General features: G+C 60.8%; 15 protein-coding genes. 8 read left to right on the top strand and 7 right to left on the bottom strand.

Annotation, left to right across the window (positions count from 1 at the left end; translation table 11 throughout):
- Window positions 1–32: 32 nt before the first annotated feature.
- Window positions 33–707, top strand: coding sequence for an RraA family protein (locus AC1DNE_RS23150; protein ID WP_441469100.1), 675 nt, complete (start codon window positions 33–35; stop codon window positions 705–707).
- A 9-nt stretch (window positions 708–716) separates the two neighbouring features.
- On the opposite strand, the gene hutC is transcribed toward AC1DNE_RS23150, so the two are convergent.
- Window positions 717–1,457: a histidine utilization repressor gene (gene hutC / locus AC1DNE_RS23145; RefSeq protein WP_476765277.1), complete on the bottom strand. Its 741-nt coding sequence runs from the start codon at window positions 1,455–1,457 to the stop codon at window positions 717–719.
- 188 nt (window positions 1,458–1,645) lie between these two features.
- Here hutC and AC1DNE_RS23140 point away from each other — a divergent pair, with 188 nt between their 5' ends.
- Window positions 1,646–2,737 carry a hydroxyacid dehydrogenase gene (locus AC1DNE_RS23140; RefSeq protein WP_476765270.1) on the top strand — a complete coding sequence of 364 codons (1,092 nt, stop codon included), beginning with the start codon at window positions 1,646–1,648 and terminating at the stop codon, window positions 2,735–2,737.
- Between the two features lie 498 nt (window positions 2,738–3,235).
- A complete protein-coding gene (locus AC1DNE_RS23135) occupies window positions 3,236–5,119 on the top strand; it encodes a methyl-accepting chemotaxis protein (RefSeq protein WP_441469098.1) in 1,884 nt (627 codons plus the stop codon).
- A 470-nt stretch (window positions 5,120–5,589) separates the two neighbouring features.
- On the opposite strand, the gene AC1DNE_RS23130 is transcribed toward AC1DNE_RS23135, so the two are convergent.
- The 4 genes from AC1DNE_RS23130 to AC1DNE_RS23115 form a co-directional block, all read right to left on the bottom strand.
- Window positions 5,590–6,546: a glycosyltransferase family 2 protein gene (locus AC1DNE_RS23130; RefSeq protein WP_476765269.1), complete on the bottom strand. Its 957-nt coding sequence runs from the start codon at window positions 6,544–6,546 to the stop codon at window positions 5,590–5,592.
- 140 nt (window positions 6,547–6,686) lie between these two features.
- The gene (locus tag AC1DNE_RS23125; RefSeq protein ID WP_441469096.1) at window positions 6,687–8,957 is read right to left on the bottom strand and encodes an amylo-alpha-1,6-glucosidase; all 2,271 of its coding nucleotides are present in this window, start codon (window positions 8,955–8,957) and stop codon (window positions 6,687–6,689) included.
- Between the two features lie 36 nt (window positions 8,958–8,993).
- A complete protein-coding gene (locus AC1DNE_RS23120) occupies window positions 8,994–10,046 on the bottom strand; it encodes a glycosyltransferase family 4 protein (protein ID WP_441469095.1) in 1,053 nt (350 codons plus the stop codon).
- Between the two features lie 150 nt (window positions 10,047–10,196).
- Window positions 10,197–11,243 carry a helix-turn-helix transcriptional regulator gene (locus AC1DNE_RS23115; RefSeq protein ID WP_441469094.1) on the bottom strand — a complete coding sequence of 349 codons (1,047 nt, stop codon included), beginning with the start codon at window positions 11,241–11,243 and terminating at the stop codon, window positions 10,197–10,199.
- Between the two features lie 133 nt (window positions 11,244–11,376).
- Between AC1DNE_RS23115 and AC1DNE_RS23110 the strand changes: the two genes are divergently transcribed.
- The 4 genes from AC1DNE_RS23110 (at window position 11,377) to AC1DNE_RS23095 (ending at window position 14,166) form a co-directional block, all read left to right on the top strand.
- On the top strand, window positions 11,377–12,369 hold the full coding sequence (locus AC1DNE_RS23110; protein WP_476765267.1) for an OmpA family protein: 993 nt from the start codon (window positions 11,377–11,379) through the stop codon (window positions 12,367–12,369).
- 10 nt (window positions 12,370–12,379) lie between these two features.
- Entirely contained in the window at window positions 12,380–12,793 is a 414-nt protein-coding gene (locus AC1DNE_RS23105; RefSeq protein WP_441469092.1) for a DUF3617 domain-containing protein, read from the top strand.
- Window positions 12,790–13,605, top strand: a complete 816-nt coding sequence (locus tag AC1DNE_RS23100; RefSeq protein WP_476765266.1) for a hypothetical protein — start codon at window positions 12,790–12,792, stop codon at window positions 13,603–13,605. The genes AC1DNE_RS23105 and AC1DNE_RS23100 overlap by 4 nt, the downstream gene beginning before the upstream one ends.
- Window positions 13,606–13,890: 285 nt before the next feature.
- Complete coding sequence (locus AC1DNE_RS23095) at window positions 13,891–14,166, top strand: hypothetical protein (protein ID WP_441469090.1); 276 nt, start codon at window positions 13,891–13,893, stop codon at window positions 14,164–14,166.
- Between the two features lie 200 nt (window positions 14,167–14,366).
- Here the strand turns inward: AC1DNE_RS23095 and AC1DNE_RS23090 are convergent, their stop codons facing one another.
- Together AC1DNE_RS23090 and AC1DNE_RS23085 are read right to left on the bottom strand one after the other, a co-directional pair.
- Entirely contained in the window at window positions 14,367–14,993 is a 627-nt protein-coding gene (locus AC1DNE_RS23090; RefSeq protein ID WP_441469089.1) for an alpha/beta hydrolase family protein, read from the bottom strand.
- An 85-nt stretch (window positions 14,994–15,078) separates the two neighbouring features.
- Window positions 15,079–15,837: a response regulator transcription factor gene (locus tag AC1DNE_RS23085; protein ID WP_476765265.1), complete on the bottom strand. Its 759-nt coding sequence runs from the start codon at window positions 15,835–15,837 to the stop codon at window positions 15,079–15,081.
- Between the two features lie 98 nt (window positions 15,838–15,935).
- On the opposite strand from AC1DNE_RS23085, the gene AC1DNE_RS23080 reads away from it, so the two are divergent.
- On the top strand, window positions 15,936–18,002 hold the full coding sequence (locus tag AC1DNE_RS23080) for a sensor histidine kinase (protein WP_441469087.1): 2,067 nt from the start codon (window positions 15,936–15,938) through the stop codon (window positions 18,000–18,002).
- The last annotated feature ends 315 nt before the right edge of the window (window positions 18,003–18,317 follow it).

Raw genomic sequence — 18,317 nt, 5'->3', positions numbered from 1 at the left:
TCCCCCCGAACGCATTCTCGCAAGGCTTTACCATGCCCATCGGTTTCCGGGTCCACCCGCGTGGCCCTCGTCTGTCCGCCGACAATCTCGCGCGCTTTGGCGACGTCGCCGTCGCCCATGCCAGCGATGCCATGGGGCGCATGCGCCATGGCGGCACAAGCTTGCGGCCCTACCATGCCGGCGGCCGATTGATCGGACCTGCAGTGACAGTGCTTGCGCGTCCAGGCGACAATCTGATGCTGCACAAGGCGATGAACATAGCCGAGCCCGGCGACGTCATCGTCGTCGATGCCGGCGGCGATCTGACCAACGCACTGTTCGGCGAGATCATGCTGGGATATGCGCGGCTACGGGGCTTCGGCGGCATCGTCATCAACGGGGCCATCCGTGATAGCGCCGTCATCGGCGCCGGCCCCTTCCCGGTCTACGCGGCGGGTGTGACCCATCGTGGCCCCTACAAGGACGGGCCAGGCGAGATCAATGTGCCGATCGCGATTGGCGGCATGGTTGTTGCCCCGGGCGATCTCATGCTGGGCGACGAGGACGGGCTCGTTGCCGTCCCCCACGACAGTCTGGACGAGGTCTTCGCAACGGTCACAGGTATCCGCAAGAAGGAAGCGGAGCTCCTGGCCGAGATCGCGTCGGGCGAGGTCGACCGGAGTTGGGTCGATGCGATCCTGAAGCGACAGGGCTGCGACGAGGCCTAGGGATGAGCCTCAGCGTGGGCTGAAACGCGCGACAAGATCGTACCGAGTGCCCACGAAGATCTGCCGCACGAAGGTGACGGCCTTTCCCGAGCGCCAGGTCCGGCGCTCGACGCACAGACAAGCCTCGCCAGGCTGGATCGACAGCGCCTCTGCCTGGCTCTCATCGGCATTTAGCGCTGAGATTCGGTGCTCTGCCTCTGTCCAGGGCACATGCTCGAGCATCCACGAGCCAGGCGGAACGGTTTCGAAAGACACATGCTCCGCCTCGGGCACCATCTCCACGGAGATCAGCCGTTCCTCATAAACAAGCGGATTTGCATCGGCGAGATGGCGACAGCTCAGTTCGATCAACGGCGTCCCGAGCGCAAAAGCCGTCCGATCCGTGTCGCGCTTCGCTGCCTTTCGCCGCTTGCGCGAGATCAATTCATAGCTGTAGGTCGCCCCGCGCGAACGGATCTCGGCTGCAAGGTCAGGAATTTGCAGGATCGCCGAGTGCATCCGCGGCTTAGCTACGAAGGACCCGGCCCGGCGCCGACGTTCGATCAGCCCTGCGCTCGCAAGGGCCGTCATGGCACGGTTCACCGTCATTCGGGCACACCCATACTGGGCCATCAGCTCGTGCTCGTAGGGCAACCTGTGACCGGGCGGCCATTCCCCGGACAGGATTTTCGCCTCGAGATCGGCATGGATGCGCTGGCCGAGCGTACCCACTTCCGCAGCCGCCTCGGCGATATCACTCCCGGATCGGATCTGGGAACGCGCCTGAGCATCTTCGCCGATCGCCGCCTGACTGCTCAAAGCTCACTGTCTCCCTCAAACGTATCGCCCGAGCGACCTCCGCTCCTCGAAGTATCCATATTCGTATAGACATAAAATGCCCACGACGATAGATTTTCGTTGTACTCTATCAACAACTTGCCAGCTCATAGCGACCGTTGATGCTCCAGACTCCCAGACTTGCTTTCTTCGAACGCTGGACAGACGACTCAGCCGCAGACGCCGTGTTCTCTCAACATCCCTCCGTTGAACTCGAACGCTTGCGATATGACGATGCAGAAGATCTGAACCGAGCCTCCTTGGCGAGCGCGCATGGGTATCAGATCTCCTCGCGCGTAGAACTCCGAGAACCCTGGTTCGCCGATGCGAGCTTGCTGGCTCGATGCCCGAACCTGCTGGCCGTCAGCTCGACAGGCGCGGGCTATGATGTGATCGATGTCGAAGCCTGCACGGCGGCCGGCGTCCTCGTCTGCAACCAAACGGGCACGAATGCGCGTGCGGTTGCAGAGCATGCCCTCGGCCTGATGCTGGCGCTGTCGAAACGGATCACAGCCGGTGACCGACTCGTACGGTCCAGGCCAAATGCCGACCGCTTCGCGCTGCTGGGGAACAATCTAGAGAACAAGATCGTCGGGATCGTCGGGCTGGGCCAGATTGGCAGAATTACCGCCAGCATCTGCCGCTACGGCTTCAATATGCAGGTACTCGCCTACGACCCGAACTTGCCGGATAATGAGATCGTCGCTCGCGGTGCAGTGCCGGCGTCACGCGACCAGATCTTCGCCAAATCGGATTTCATCTCGGTGCACTGCCCGCGCACGTCGGCCACGCTGGGAAGTATCGGCACGCGCGAATTCGAGATGATGAAACCGACCGCGTTCTTCATCAACACGGCGCGCGGCGGCATCCATCGCGAAGACGACCTGGCGCGGGCGCTTTCAGCCGGCAAACTTGCTGGGGCGGGTCTCGATGTCTTTCTCGATGAGCCTCCACCGCCATCGCACCCGTTGATGCAGTTCGACAACGTGATCGCCAATCCGCACATCGCCGCCATGACGCAGGAATCGAATTGGACCATGGCTCATGCGGCAGCGCAGCAATGGATCGATATCTTCACAGGGAAGGTTCCGCCCCGTCTGGTTAACCCCGAGGCGCTGCCGCGCTTCCGCGATCGGTTTCAGCGATTGTCGGGCGGATCGCCGGGCGATGATGCCTCAAACGACGCTCTGAACCGCCCCGGTTTCCTCGGATGAATCGCCCCGGGATTTCCCGAGCCCATTTCGTTTGAGCCATGCTGCCATCGCTGGTTCGCCCGCCATCGCGCAGTAGCGTTCCTCGGCTTCGGCCAGCAGGATGTTGCCGGGGCGCTCGAGCAGCCGTCGCTCGTTGAACCAGGCCGCCTCGTCGGCCCTAAACCGGCATTCCCCCGGCCTTCGCCCAGAAGATGATCAGATCCGCCGCGTCACAGCCCGGCGGCCGGCTAAATCGGCTCCGCGACATGAGATCCGTCTTTCTCTAGGCGCAGGATGCCCGAAAAATGGCGCGCCGCCCGGACCAGGTCCTGGACCGCTCACTCGGGACCTGCCGATGTCGATCCAAATGATCGCATCTGCTCTGCTGCACAACTACAAGTTTCGCAGCGATTTCATAAGGCTACGCAATTTAGAATCGATCAAAATTTTAGCGTGTCGTTAGTGATGCTGGGCGCATGCGAGTTGTCGTTGCACCTCTCCCCGTTGCAGGGCCGCCCTATGAAATTCAGTAACATCAAAATCCGAACCAAGATCGGGGTGGCCGTCTTGTTCGCCAGTCTCGTTGGCCTCGGCGTCTCAATCTTTGGCAGCGTCCAGCTGATGAGCGTCAAGGCAAATTACGAAGAGATGCTGCAGACGCGGCCCAAAGGCATCCTTGCAACCGCGCGCGCCTCACATGCCGCCAATAATCTGATCGCCCAGACCTACAAGATCATCGCCTATCCGCTGGGGTCCCCGAGCATTGCAGTTGCGAAGGCTGATGGTAGCGCTTCATATTCGCAAGTTCTCGCCTTTCTAAGAGAGGCAGAGATCGCTCTGCCCGCAGAAAAAGACGCGATCGAACGTATCACCGCCGATGCGCGCGCTCTGGAGGGCTCGGTAAAACAAGCTATTGCGTTTGGTGAAAGCGACCAGAACGAGAAGGCGCTTGCCGTCATGGATACGCTCGACGGCAAACTGCGGAATCTGGTGAACGCGATTTCAGACCTCAACACGCGTGTGCTTCAACAGACCGATCGTCGCTCGGCCGAACTGGCTGCCGAAAGCAGTCGGGCCACGATGATCATGCTCATCACAGCTGGCGCAGGTCTCTTGTTGGGCGTTCTCGGCGCCGTTGCCCTCGCTGCAAAAACGATTACCGGCCCTCTCCAGCGGCTGAAGGCTGCGATGGCCGAGTTGGCGCAAGGGCAATTCGAGGCTGAAATCGTGGGAGGCGACCGCAAAGATGAGGTCGGCGACATGGCGCGTGCAGTCATGGTCTTCAAAAGCAACGGCCTCGAAATGCGCCGGATGGAATCGGAGAAGCTGGATCGTGATCAAGCTGCGCAGGCGCAGCGCAACGCGCACGAGGCCGAACGTCACCGCACGGAGGCCGAGCGCATGGAGTTCGCCCGGCAGCAGCAGCAGATCGTCATGATGTTGGCTGAAGGATTGGATCGTTTGGCTGCAGGCGACCTGACCTGTCGCCTCACCGATGAGGTCGCCGACGAATACGAAAAACTGCGCAACGATTTCAATCGCGCGATCGACGGTCTTGCGGAGACGGTCATAACGATCCAAGCGACTTCGGTCGATGTCGGCACCGCGGCGCGTGAGATCAACATCGGCGCCGATGATCTGTCGAAAAGAACGGAAGAGCAGGCTTCCTCGCTTGAGGAGACGGCCGCGACTACCGAGCAGCTCGCGGCTTCAGTTAAAGCTTCGGCTCACGCCTCGCGTCAGGCAGTTGCTATGGCCGAGGAGGCCATGACAGTAGCGGAAAGGGGCGGAGCCATTGTCCATGATGCTGTCGACGCCATGAACCGGATCGAATTGGCGTCGCGCAAGATTTCAGACATCACTTCCGTCATCGATGAGATTGCCTTCCAGACGAACCTTCTAGCGCTCAATGCCGCGGTTGAAGCCGCGCGTGCGGGCGATGCCGGCAAGGGGTTTGCCGTCGTCGCTTCCGAGGTTCGGACGCTTGCACAAAGGTCCAGCGAAGCCGCGAAGGACATTTCCGCATTGATCGTGGAATCGGCTGGCGAGGTCCAGCAGGGCGTCGAGCTCGTTCGCTCTGCCGGTGAGGTTCTCAGCCACATCGTGGACGCCTCGCGCAAGGTGTCGGCAACGGTGTCAGACATATCGGCTGCGTCGAACGAACAAGCGAATGGCATCGACGAGATGAGCCAGACCGTCGCGCATATGGACGAGATGACGCAGCAAAATGCTGCCCTGGCAGAGGAAAGTGCGGCGAGCGCAACGTCGCTCAGTGATCAGATCGATCGGCTCAACCAGCTCGTCGCCAGCTTCCGAACTGAAGACAAGACGGTCGGATTGCGTCGGATGGCCGGTCAGATGGCAGCGCGGCTTAACGGCGAGCCAATGCGTCGGGCAGGCTGACAGGCGTCATGCCAGAAGGGGAGCGGCTGGCTTCGGCGAGTTAAGCTTCTTTGTCTTGCATTCCAATTTGCCCGGCTTGCTTCGGCCAAGCCGGGCACGCGCTGACCGCGGTGGCGATGCGGCCCACAAGATCGTTCGATGGGTATCACGCCAGCAGGGCTCGTCGGAGCTGGGGGATGCGGCTCACCCGGCCACTCTTCAGGCCACAGAACTCCTTGCGCCAGCTAATGGTAGGGGCGGCTCTCTCTACCCCTTGCAGGCTGAGGGCTTGTCAACCGGAGGCGAGCGGCGATGGCCATCGAGACCCTCGACATTGATATCGCCAAGATCTTGCTCACAACCCGCTGGCCATCGACACGTCGTGTGCCAGGGGAAAGAACGGCGATGTCCAAGCCATCTGACGCTCGCTCAGTTGGAACAAGCTAGGGGCATGCGCCGGCCCATTCGGGGCGACAGTCAAAACGCCGCATTTAACAAATACCAAACGCAGCAAGCCTGATCGTCTTACGGCATGTGACCGATAGAAAATCTAGAATATTTGAAACTGACATATCCGATTGCAACCCGGCAAAATACGATCCATAGGCTTTTCCCAGGTATCCATTTTCGAAATTCAAATTGCCGATCTCATACCATCTCCGCGAGATCGATCTTTTAACCGCGTGTTGCAGGCCGTGATATCGTATGAATTCGCTATAAGCTTTTGCGCATTCCTGGACGGCACGTTGACTATATTCGCAATTTTCAAGATAATTATTGGTTAATCCGCCTCGGTGAATTCTGTATGTATGAAGAACTTGCGGGATTACATAAAATTCCGAGTTCGCTGCGCATCTAAGCCAATAATCATAATCTTCAGATTGCCTATAATTTTCTTTAAATAGACCGACGTTTTCAACGCAGCTTCTTCGAATTGTCGCGCCATTTGTTCCTACAAAATTGACACGCAGAAGCCATCGCAGCGCGTCCTCTCGCGGGATTTCCCGCTCGAAGGGGAAATCCGGAAACACCAACCATTTGTCGAAATGACGCTCAGAACGGCCATCTTCATAAAGCAACTCAAAGTCACTGCAGCAAAATCCAATATTCGGGTTTCGATCCAATACATACTCATGAATCTGAAGTCGCCGATCATGCCAATAATCATCTGGATCTAAAAATGTGATATATTCCCCAGAGCACATCTTCAAGGCAGCGTTCCTTGCGCTCGCGACACCGCGATTGTCCTGAAATGAGTGCCTCAGCTTTCCACCGAAGCTCAATTTCGCCAATTCGATAACAGAATGGCTGCCATCTGTAGATCCATCATCGACAACGATAACTTCATAATTTTGAACCGTTTGCGCTTTGATGCTATCGAGCGCTTGTTGAATCAAGCGCGCATTATTATAGTTTGCGATCAGCACACTAAATTTCGGGATTTCCATTCAAGTCTCCCGGACATTTTTATCTGTCGCTCTATTGGATTATATCAAGGTTTATTGTAGATTAAAGTCAATAAGCCAAGCTATAATTGCCGTCAGGAGCGCGATGGATATGCAGGTATAGGCACCGGAATCAAAAGTAATTACTTAGTCTTTATCATCGTTACCTGTGCGTTGCTGTCGTTCCAGCGCTTCAGGATGTTGATCGTGACGTCGCTTTGGTGGCGATGCACGCGCAGATCGAATTGCGAAGAACCCAGCGTCAGGCCGCGAATGATCACGTCATCCAGGAATGATGGCAGAACAGGATCGACCAGCTTGATCTCGTTTGCCCCCGCCGGAAGTTGCAGTCCGAGGCAAGCCGCCAACATGGCGAAGGGAGCCGCTGCGGCCCAGGCCTGAGGCGAGCAGGCCACGGGATAGGCGGTGGGTCCGCGTCGCGGCTTCCTAAGGAAGCCACAGAACAGCTCCGGCAAGCGCTGTTGTTCCTGATACGTCGCCACATTGGCGAGGGCTTCGAATAATCGTGCCGCCTCGAACTTGAAGCCGTAGCTGCCAAAGCCGATCGCGATCAAGGCGTTGTCGTGCGGCCAAACCGAGCCATTGTGATACGACATCGGATTATAGCGTGTTTCCCCCACATTCAGTGTCCGGATGCCCCAGCCACTGAAACTCCCTTCGCTCATCAGGGTGCGAGCGACTCGCGCGGCGCGTTCGGGAAAGGCGATGCCCCCAAACAGGGCATGTCCGGCGTTCGAAGAGCGAACCCGACAGGGGCGCTTGTCGCCGTCGAGAGCCAGCGCGTAGGAGCCGATCTCTTCACACCAGAAGGCGCGATCGAAGCGTTCCTGCAGAATTGACGCTTGCTGCTCCAGTTCGTCGGCGCGATCCCAGAACCCGAGGGCGCGAGCCATGGTCGCTCCGGCCCGTTTGGCAGCATAGACATAGGCCTGCACTTCGACGAGAGCGATCGGGCCTCGCGCCAGGGATCCATCGGCATGGGAAATCGAATCGTGACTGTCCTTCCAGCCTTGGTTGGTCAGCCCGCTTTCCGTTTCGCGAAAATACTCGACGAATCCGTCTCCATCGCGATCCCCAAACGTCTCGCACCACAGGAGCGCAGCCTCGATGTTATCCCAGAGCCGTTCGATCATGGCGAGGTCACCAGTCCGATCGAAATACTGGCCCGCAAGCATGACGAACAGCGGAGTGGCGTCTACCGAGCCATAGTAGAACCTGAACGGCACCTCGCCGAGATTGGCCATCTCTCCGCTTCGTCGTTCGTGCAGAATCTTGCCCGGCTGCGCATCGGCGGTGGGGTCGCTGACCACGGCTTGTGCTCGCGCCAATTGCAGCAGGACACCCTGCGCTACGGTCGGATCGGCCCACAACAGCATCATGGCGGTGATGATCCCATCGCGGCCGAACATCGTTGAGAACCATGGAATGCCGGCATAGGGATAAAGCCCATCGATCCCGCGGGTCATGAGCGTGTACAGGTCCGAGGTCGATCGGTTGATCAGATCCGTAAAGGGGGCGTTCGACGATCCCACCTTGGATATGTTGGCCGTGAGCGCGCGAAGGCCACGGCGGGCATCCTGATAGGCCTTGGAGAAATCCTGGGGCGGTACGCCGGAGGCGCAGCTGAAGGGATGAACCTGCCGTTCCGGATCATCGATGAGATCACAGGCGATGGTGACAAGGAGCGAGGTTCGCTCGCCAGGCTCCAAGCGGAATCGGAACGAGGCGAACCCGTTCGTCACATGGTACGGTTCTGGTTTGAAACGCAGGACCGTTCGTCTCACCCTGTCGTCCAGACCACGATAAGCGAAGCGCGCGGCTCCTGAATCGATCTGGATCTCCGTCTCGCCCCGACGGGCGCGCTTCATCCCGCGGACTTCGAAGAGGTCGCGAAAATCGGCTTCGAAAGACAACGACATCGAGAATTCATGTGGAATCCGATCAAAGTTGCGCAATCCGACGCGTTCAAAGCACACCGCGTTCCAGAGGAATGTCGTCCGTTCAATTGCGATCGCGTCACGCGGGATGACGGTTGAGCCGTCCCTTCGCGTAACTTCCGGATTGGCGAGGTCTACCGTCAGGGCGATATTGTCGTCCTGGATCACGGAGCAAAGGATCAAGGGGCGCTTGTCCTCGAAGAACAGTTGCAGCCGCGAAAGATGCCTGGTGTCGTTGCAGAACAGCCCCTCGGACGTGTTCGGGGTAATCCCGATGTCGCCGTAGCTATCCAGAACCGCGAAGGCGTCTCCGGATTTCAAGGTGCGAAGCGGACGCTCGACGAGGGATGGATGCGCATCAAGAAGCCTGTCGGCCTCATGCGGCGCCGCTATTTCGGGCTGCCTTGGGACAGTATTCTGTTCATGCATCCGAAGCTCCCCGTCGTCGGAGGTCATGGGGCTCGTTCAGGCGATTGGTTCACGTCTCTGCGTCTATTCTGCGGCCCCGCGATAATTACGTGGGGACGTCAGCAAGCGATCGAATGCCGCGAGATAATCGCGGGCCATCCGAGCGGCAGTAAAATGACTGTTGAAATGAGCCCGTACGCGACGGCGATCCAGGGTGATACTGCGTTGGCAGGCGGCAACGGCGTCGGCGATGGTGTCGACGATGAACCCCGACACGCCTTCCTCTACGATTTCGGGCACGGAGCCGTTGCGCCAGGCGATGACGGGCGTTCCCGCCGACATCGCTTCGATCATGACCAGGCCGAACGGCTCCGGCCAGTCGATCGGAAATAGCAGCGCCCGGGCACCGCCGAGCAATGCGCTCTTCTGCGCCTCGTCGATCTCGCCGAGGAACTCGATCGACGGATCGTCGAGCAGTGGCTCGATCCGCTTCCGGAAATAGTCCTCATCGACCGAATCGACCTTCGCCGCGATCTTGAGGGCCATCCCCGCACGTTTGGCGATCTCGATCGCTCGGTCCGGTCGCTTCTCAGGCGTGATCCGCCCGAGAAAGGCGAGATAGTCTCCTCCCCTCGCATCGAACGGGCATAGACCCGGCCCTAGGCCGTGATGCACCGTTGCCAGCCAGTTGACCGCGGCGGGCATCGGCTTCCGCTGCCCCTGGGAAATCGAAATCAACGGCATCCGCGGAAAGGCCTGATAGACAGGCAGGAAATCGGGCAGATCGAGGCGGCCATGCAACGTCGTCACGCATTTGTGAGCCAGGTCCGAGAACATCGCATGCTGAAGCAGATCGAGGTGGAAGTGGATGACGTCGAATGACGCCTCCCGCTCACGGACCCTGGCGAGCATGGCGAGATGGCTGGCCGTGTGATCGCGAATGCCTGCCAGCCGCAAGCCCTTCGGACAACATGCAACCAGCTCGGCGGAGGTTTGGGAATCGGCTGAGGCAAACAGGGTGACATCATGTCCCTGTCGGACGAGTTCCTCTGTGAGCCACGAGGCCACCCTTTCCGTGCCCCCGTACAATCGGGGTGGAACCGCCTCCGATAGCGGCGCAACCTGCGCGATCCGCATACGCATTCTCCCGGCGACGGCCCCCCCCGCGAATATGGGCAAGCTAGCAACGCCGGTCCGGGGCGAAAGTTCGGAATCAGATTCGGGCGGCGCGGCTTTCCGTCCGGCCTCTCGGCACCGTCTCCGGCATGGCAGTCAGCGTCCGGGCTATCAATCCAGGAGACGTGCCATCGCGTCCCAGGAATGAGCCCCGGTCGCCTGGTAGATCGCGCCGAGGTGCTTCTTCATGGCCTCGGTGCCCGTGCCGGTGCGCGCGGCGACCTCGGAACGGGCATGGCCGAGCGCCGCCTCCAGCATAATTCCGCGCTGCTTCGGCGACAGCGCGAGGTCCAGCAGGCGCTCGACAAGTCGCAAATTGCGCGGCCGCTCGATCTGCATGGTCATCAGGATCGCGCTGCGGCCTCCGACGGGCGTGTGAAGCTGTTCGGGGGTGATGACCAGCCGGCCGTCCGGGATCGCGACGAAGCCGCGCGCCTCGCGTCCTGCCGCTATGTCGGAGCACAGATGCCGCATGAACCGCGGCGGCGTGGTGATCGGCCCCTCGAGCTGGATATCCTGCCCGACCGAATTCGTCTTCTGCAGTATCTGCTGTGCGGCCTCGCTCATCATCAGGAGGGTCTGGCCCGAGGCGTCGACCAGCGCATGCCCCTTGAGGGGAGTCGGCTCCCATTGCGCTGCGCGTCCGTTTCCCGACAGCGCGCGCCGGAGCGGCGCTGAGGCAAGCCTCAGCGTGGCGAGGTTCTCCTCGTCGAACGGGTATGCACCGGTCCGGAACAGCAGGACGATCACGCGCGGGCGGCCCTGATGGTCGATCCGCAGGTCGAGCGCATGCCGATGGCCGCTGGCGCGCACCAGCAGGTTGAAGGTGTTCGATCGATAATAGGAGGCCGGCGGCGCCAGCAGATGCCCAGCATCCGAGCCCTTCATATGGGCGAGCGCCGCGACGTTCAGCTCCTCCGGCCCCAGAAACAGACGTTCGAATTCGTTGACGAAGAGATCGCGCGCACTCGCTGGCGAATCCTCGTGGAAGAAGCCCTCCGGCAGACCAGTCTCATCCATCCAGAACAGTGCCCCGGCATCGGCACCAACGAACTCGCGCAGAAGCCGGCATGCCATCGGCGCGATCGCCGCGATCCCTGCTCCGCTCCGGCACAGAAGATCGAGTTCATGCCATTTGCGCTTGTTCAGTCTCGGCATCGGCGAATGTCGTGGGCTCCGCTGGCGGGCGCGGTGACAAAATCCTCCCCGCCCAGGGAATGTTCCGTAGCGGAAGGCGGGAGTAAAGCTCCGACACAGAGCTCCTCCCGATTTTCACCTGCAGAGACTTGCCATGCCAAACGGCTCATCCCTACCGCGCATGGCGAGACATCTCGCATTCGGGGTTCTGCTTTGTCTCGTAATCCCGCTTTTGTCCTCCGCCATGGCCAAGGACGCTCCGGGCTCCGCCGACCATCCGCTTGTCGGGCGTTACAAGGGCTCGGAGATCATCGTCTACCAAAGCTCGGATTTCGACCGCGTCGATCTCCTGGCGAAGCCCGTACCACGGCGCTTCGACTGGTCGACGGCGTTGCCCGAGGATCTGCGCACGCGCCAGGAAGGCAGGAGCTTCGGTATCGTCTATCGCGGACCGGCCGACCGCTCGGCATTGGAGATCGACGCGAATTTTGCCGAGAGTCTGAAGGCAAAAGGGTTCGAGACCTTGTTGTCCTGCGCCGATCGCGAATGCGTCTCAGGCGACAGCGGCTTCTACCAGCTTGGCGGTTATCTCGACGACAGCCGTCGCAACGGCAACTACGGCCAGGCGCTGACATATCGTCTTGCCAGGCTGAGCCGCGCCTCGGGTGACGTGCATGTCGCACTTCTGGTCGGCAAGGGTCTGGGCGCCACGCATATCGCGTTGCGTGTCGTGGAAAGCAAGCCGATGCAAGGCGACCAGATTGCCTTCATCGATGCCGGGCAGATGCAGGCCGGGCTGGAGAGCGGTGGGCGCGTCGCGCTCTATGGCATTCAGTTTGACTTCGATAAGGCTGAGGTGAAACCGGAATCGACGCCGACGCTGCGCGAGATCGCGAAGCTCCTGCAAGCGCAGCCGTCCCTGCGACTGGTCGTCACCGGCCACACCGACGGCAGGGGTGCGTTTGACTACAATCGCAATCTTTCGGAGCGGCGCGCCAGGGCGGTCGCCGATGTTTTGACGAGGACCCATGGCGTGGCCACCGAGCGCTTGCTGCCCTTCGGCGCGGGCATGGCGGCGCCCCTCGCTTCCAATGATGACGAGCCCGGCCGGTCCAGGAACCGTCGCGTCGAACTCGTGAAACGCTGAGGGATTCGTCGTGAAACGAGCCTTTGCGGCCTTCTCCCTTCTCCTTCTGGTGCAAGGTGCCTATGCCGGCGAGCGCTTCGAGCCCGGCCTATGGCAATCGACCGCGTTCATCGGCGGCAAGAAGGGGCGGGTTACGGGGCCGCGCTGTGTCACAACCCAGGAGGCGCAGTCCATGAACGGCTCCGCCAGCGCCATACGCAAGGTGCTGGAGGTCGACCCGGCCTGGCAGGGCTGCGCGATCGGGGAGGTTCGCACAGAGGGAATGCAGGTCGATTTCACAGCGACTTGCGCCGGGGCGGTCGTCACGACCTCGCGGACGACCTATCGGGGCTCGTCCTATGAGGGAACGATCACCGTGACCCGTCCCGAGACGCCGGCATTGGCCATGTCGATCAGGGGCGAGCGGGTCGGCGCATGTCCTTGACGGCACGGTGTTTGGTGGCCGGGCTGCTCGCCACAGCCCCTGCCCACGCCTTCGAATTTCCCAGGGATCGCGAGGCAAGCGCCGAGCAGTTGCTCGACATCTGGCGCTATCAGCAGTCCAATCTGGTGAAGGATGGCATCGGGCCCGTCAGGATCCTCGATTTCCAGCGCCGCTTCTTCCCGCCGATCCGTTCCGTCGGCGGGCTGGCCTACATCCGCTTCCAGCCTCTCGATGCCTCCGGCGACATGTCCGGCTGGAACACGGCGAATTGCGCAGGAGAGAACCTTGCCGGGTCGGGCGTGCAGCTCGTGTTCTACTGGAGCGAGGATGAGCGCCGCTGGCTGAACCAAACCTCGGTCGGTTCGACGCTCTGCGCGACGGAGCGGGATTTGTCCCAGGCGCAGATAGACGAGGTTCTCCGCGCCGAGGATTATCCCAAGCTGCCCCGGATCGCAGCCCGCGATGTCAGAACCCCACCCCAGGGCTCGCCCGAGCGCAAGGCGATCCTCGACGCTGCTCGCGTCCTGTTCGGCAAGGACGCACCGCACATCGTCTTCGAGGTGGTCACGTTGAAGGTCGCGGCCGGTTTCGCCTGGGCGGTGCTGATGCCTCGCTACCGGAATGGCAAGCGCGTCGGCTGTATCGAGGGCGACGATCTCCAGACCGAATTATGGCTGAAGCAGGAGGCGGGTCACTGGGTCGTCAGGAGCGGCCGCGCCTGCACGGGCGATCCCGTGGCGCCATCGGGCGAGACCATCGGAGCGCCACCCGAGCTGGTAGGTCAGAGGTCGTGGCCCTGGCTGACGCGATAGCCATGGGGGCGTCCTGAACGTCGGCACGCGGGGCGTCCCGATTTTGGACGGGGCGCCTCAACGGCAGGACCACGCTGGCATGCCGATGCGTTGAATGTCCGCTTCCAGTTTGTGAAGAGTTTCGGACTTTGGCTCGCCGCCCGGCGTCGGACAGTCCTAGCTGGACGGATCGATGCCGGTTCCCGCCCAAAACACGCGTCATGCGCGTAAGCGTTCTGTAAGCCAGCCAGCCTACACCTTGCTCACCGAACCGACGGGCTTTGCCCTTTGAGCAGGAGCAGGTTGATGAGCGCGGAGCCAGATAACGTCCCGCTGAACGACGAGACGTTGGAAGACGTGAACGGCGGGTACAGCGTGGTGGATGGTCTGGCGAGGCTCGGCCACTCTGTCGAGAGCAGCTTTCTGAAGGGCCGTGACGTTGGCGACAATGTGGCTGGCACTGCCGGCTCATACGCAGGCGCTGCCCTCGGAGCTGTCGTCGGCACATTTACCGGCATCAAGAATGAGATTGGCAATGAGGTCAACGAGGCAATCGTCGCCCTCAAGGATGTCGTCCGTTAGCCGCTTCAGAGCGGGATTGCACGGGCGAGCGGCATGATCAACAGCCGATGGCTGTGTCTTCTGTTCCTGTGGCGATGCGCCATGCCCGCCGATCCGAGAGGCCCCTGCAGGAGGCCAAATCGGGGCATGTTGCGGCGGCACAGGCGGACCCGCGACAGTCTGAGGGATCCGACGTCGAGCTGCCTCAGTCGGCAGAGACCTCAGAGGTCCATTGCCCAGCGTGAGACCGCGGTGGCCATGGTGGCGAAGTGATCAAGTTGCGAGAAGCCAGAGCCCTTGCGTGGCTTCAGGTCGTGATCGCCATCCTCCAGCCAGAGCAGGCTGATCTGCGACGAGAGCGAGTAACCTTCAACCTCGTCACGGCCGCCAAACACATCGCGTGTCCCCTGCACGATCAGGGTCGGCGTGGCGAGTTCCGCGAGATGGTTGGTCCGGAGCTGCTCTGACTTGCCCGGGGGATGGAACGGATACCCGAGGCAAAGCAGACCCTTGATGGTGCCGGCGGAATAGAGGTCGTCGGCGATCATGCTCGCAACACGGCCGCCCATCGATTTGCCCCCGATGACCAGCTTCCCATCCGCCTTTAAGGCGTCGACGGCCGCGAGGTACTCCGGGATCAATTTCTCGGCGCGCGGCGGCGGCTTCCGCGTCGATGCAATCCGGCGGCTAGCCATGTATTCGAACTCGAAGCGTGCCACGCGCAAATCTTGGTTGGCCAAGGCGGCAGCGGCTGCCGCCATCGATGGAGAATCCATCGGAGCTCCGGCCCCGTGAGCCAACAAAACCGTCACGCCTGCGTGCTGCGGCCCGTCGTATAGAATGTTCACAGCAGAGCGCCTCTCGAAAGACCATCGCTATCGCAACCGCCGGCGGAGGTCGGGGCCGGCCGCATGAAACGCCCGTATCCCGAACTCAGATCAATGTCAGCTGCGCGGCGAACCGGAATCCAACAGCATGTACCGCCTTGAGGGGAAGCTCGACTCCTGCATCTTGGGCTTTTTGACGAAGCCGCCGCACCACTGCGTCCAGACTACGGCTTTCGCTATTCGCCTCGGCGTAGCCCAGGCCCTGAGCAAGCTCCTTTCGCGACACCGTAGCCCCTTCGGCGCGTGCCAGCGTCTCAACGAGAATCATCTCGCGTCCTGAGAGAGCCAGTCGCGCGCCATTCGGGTGCAAGAGCGCTTGTCGCATTGCATCCAGTCTCCACGCCGAATCCGAGCGCAAAGATGAGGCTGGATGATCCAGAGACGATCGCGGAGACCCCATCGCTCGTGCTCGTCTGGCGAGGTTGAGGACGGCGAGTACGAGTTCTTCCCCGTCAACCGGCTTCGTCAAATATAGGTCGGCACCTTCTCCGTACCCCCTGACACGGTCATCGCGCCCCGCACGCGCCGTTAGAATGACAACACCCATGTTCGCTTCATCAGCCGCATCGCGGGCGAGCTCGAAGCCGCTCGTATCGGGCAAATTGATATCGATAATCGCCACATCGAAGCGATCCGCCCGAAGTGCCTTGTAGAAAGCAATTCCCGAAGAGGCTTCTGCGACCTTCAATCCGCTCAGTCGAAGGTAGTCCGCCAATCCGGCGCGCAGGTCATTGTCATCCTCGACAAGGAGAACGTGGATCGGGGGATCCAGCTTCTCAGGCGGCAAATCGATCTCTCGCGGCATAGCAGCTTTTGTCACGACTCGGGTAAGCACGACGCGGTGCTCGAATCGACAATGTGTTTATACCGCCGGAACCGGTGGATGAAGTCCGAGGGAACGACTTGGCTAAATTTGCGAACCGCTGGTGGGGGCTGATTGTCGTTCTTCTGATTGCTTCAATCACCCTGCTAGCCAATTCGGCCCGGCCGGGATCGACTCACGAAAACGGTCCGCATGAGCAGGAGCTCGCGACCAACGGGCTCGTGGACGAGCTGCCGCTTGACGGGCGCATCTCCGTACTCATCGACCCCTCTCGAGACATGGCGCTCAAGGATATTTTGGCCGCCGGCGAACGCTTCAAGCCGGTGCGAGGGAGCGGGGTCAACCTCGGCTACGTTCGCGACGCGGCCTGGCTGCGCATCCGGATTCCGAATGCCCTGAGCGGACAGGCGCTCCTTTCGCTAACTCCGAATTTCGTGGACCTCATCGATGTCCATGTGGCGGACGCCGCTGGCGAGCCCGAGGTCGACGATTTCACGCACTACGCTATGGGCGACCACCGACCGTTCCCGTCGGACGAAGTGTCCGGGCTGGATAATGTCGTGCCCCTCAATCTGCGCGCAGACCGAGAGGGTATCGTTTACGTGCGCATTGCGAGCGTCAATTCCTCGCTCAACATCTCGGCAGCGCTCTATTCCGCGGCTCGCCATACGTATCGCGTCACGCTCATCAGCTTTGCTGCGGCCCTCTGGTTCGGAGGGATGGGGGTGATGATCTTGATACAATTGGTGTTTTATCATTTTGAGCGCAAGGCATCGTATCTCCTGCTGGCCTTTTCCACCTTTGCCGCGATGTTGGTTTACGTCGGTAATCTCGGGTTTTCGCGGCTTTTATTCTTCCCGGACGGTGGCAACGGCAACGATCTTTTCACCGGAGGTGCGGCTTGGCTCGGCCTCGTGGTTGCGCCATTGGCCGCAAGCAGCATCCTGGAAATGCGAGCGCGAAGCCCCTGGCTGCATCGCATCTTCCTTGGCGGTTCTATCGTCGGCTTCGTCGGCATCATCTTCGTCGCTTTCGATGCCAATCTGAGTTTCGCTCCATACGGCAGTCTTTTTATTCTCGCCCTGGCCACGCTGGCGATGCTCTTCGGCCTTAGGGAGATGCGCCGAGACGATGCCGGGACCGTGCTGCGCGCCGTCGCCTACTTGATCGTTTGGATCGGATTGGTAGCGACGGTCACGCAGCGCGCGGGCTATTGGTTGCTGCCCAACTGGCTAGCCCACAGCTACACGGTCAGTTGCCTCATCCAAACGCTTCTGCTGACAGCCTCGCTGGCAGTCCGCCTGCGTGCCGCAGAGGCGATGAATCGCTCGATGAGCAAAGAAGCCCTCGTCGCCGCGCAGGCTGCAGAACAGCGCGCCAATGCCATGGTGAGGGAGCGGACGGTCGAACTCGCTGATGCAAAGCGAGTCGCCGAGGATGCACTCAAGACCGAATTGGAATCGCAAGCCCAGCAAGTGCAGTTTCTGGAGGTGATCTCACATCAATACCGCACGCCGCTGGCGGCAATTCGGTCCAACGTCGATAGCATCGGTCTTAGCCTGCCGCAGGACGACATCGACAACCGCCAAAGGCTCGATCGCGTTCGGCGCGGTATTATCAGGCTGGTCGAAACCTTGGAGCTCAATCTGAGCCGCAGCCGCCTTCAGGGCCCCAGCTTCGCACCTCAGTTTGCGTGTACTCTCTTGTGCGACGTCGTTTCATCCGCCGCCTTCCGGGCACAGGATCTTTTTCCCGCCGACATCATCACTGAAATCGATCCGCAAGCGGAAAGAGCATATCTGATGGCGGACATGCCGATGCTTGGGATCGCGATCATCAACCTGCTGGAAAACGCCGTCAAATTCTCGAACTCGGGAGATCGGCCGCGCGTGATCCTGGGCTGCCGCGCAGCGGGCGATGAAGGCGAGATTGCTGTCACCGACGGTGGAATTGGAATCCCCGTCAACGACATCGATCGCATCATGGAACGAGCAGTCCGCGGCTCGAATGCCAGCAGCATCGACGGTTCCGGGCTCGGCCTCTCCCTGGTTCAACGCATAGTCGCGGCGCATAATGGTCGCGTGGCGATCGAAAGTACCGAGGGGAGTGGAACAACGGTGCGGCTGATCGTTCCGCTCGCTCAATAGATTACCTTAGGTAAGTATTGGCGAGGCCGAGCCCATACGGCGGTCTAACAAAAGTGATTGTTTCGCGGCGACCATAGGCGGACGAGCGCAAACCGATCGTATTTCTGCGCGCGTGATGATTTGGCGACGGTTTTCGTTTCAAACCGTTCCAAATCGCTCCAGGGCGTTCCTATTCGTTTCTATCCCGGAAACAGTGCGACCCGTAAGCCTTTGCTGGCGTGCGCGATTCGCCGCGGCAACTGGGCCGCGAGGAAGCCGGCCCAGGATTCCCTGGGCGGGGCGCAAGCGAAGAGTGTGTCCGCCATCGGTGAGGCT

This window comes from Allobosea sp. 05L423 (genome assembly GCF_056397745.1).
This window is presented reverse-complemented; position numbering and strand designations above follow the sequence as displayed.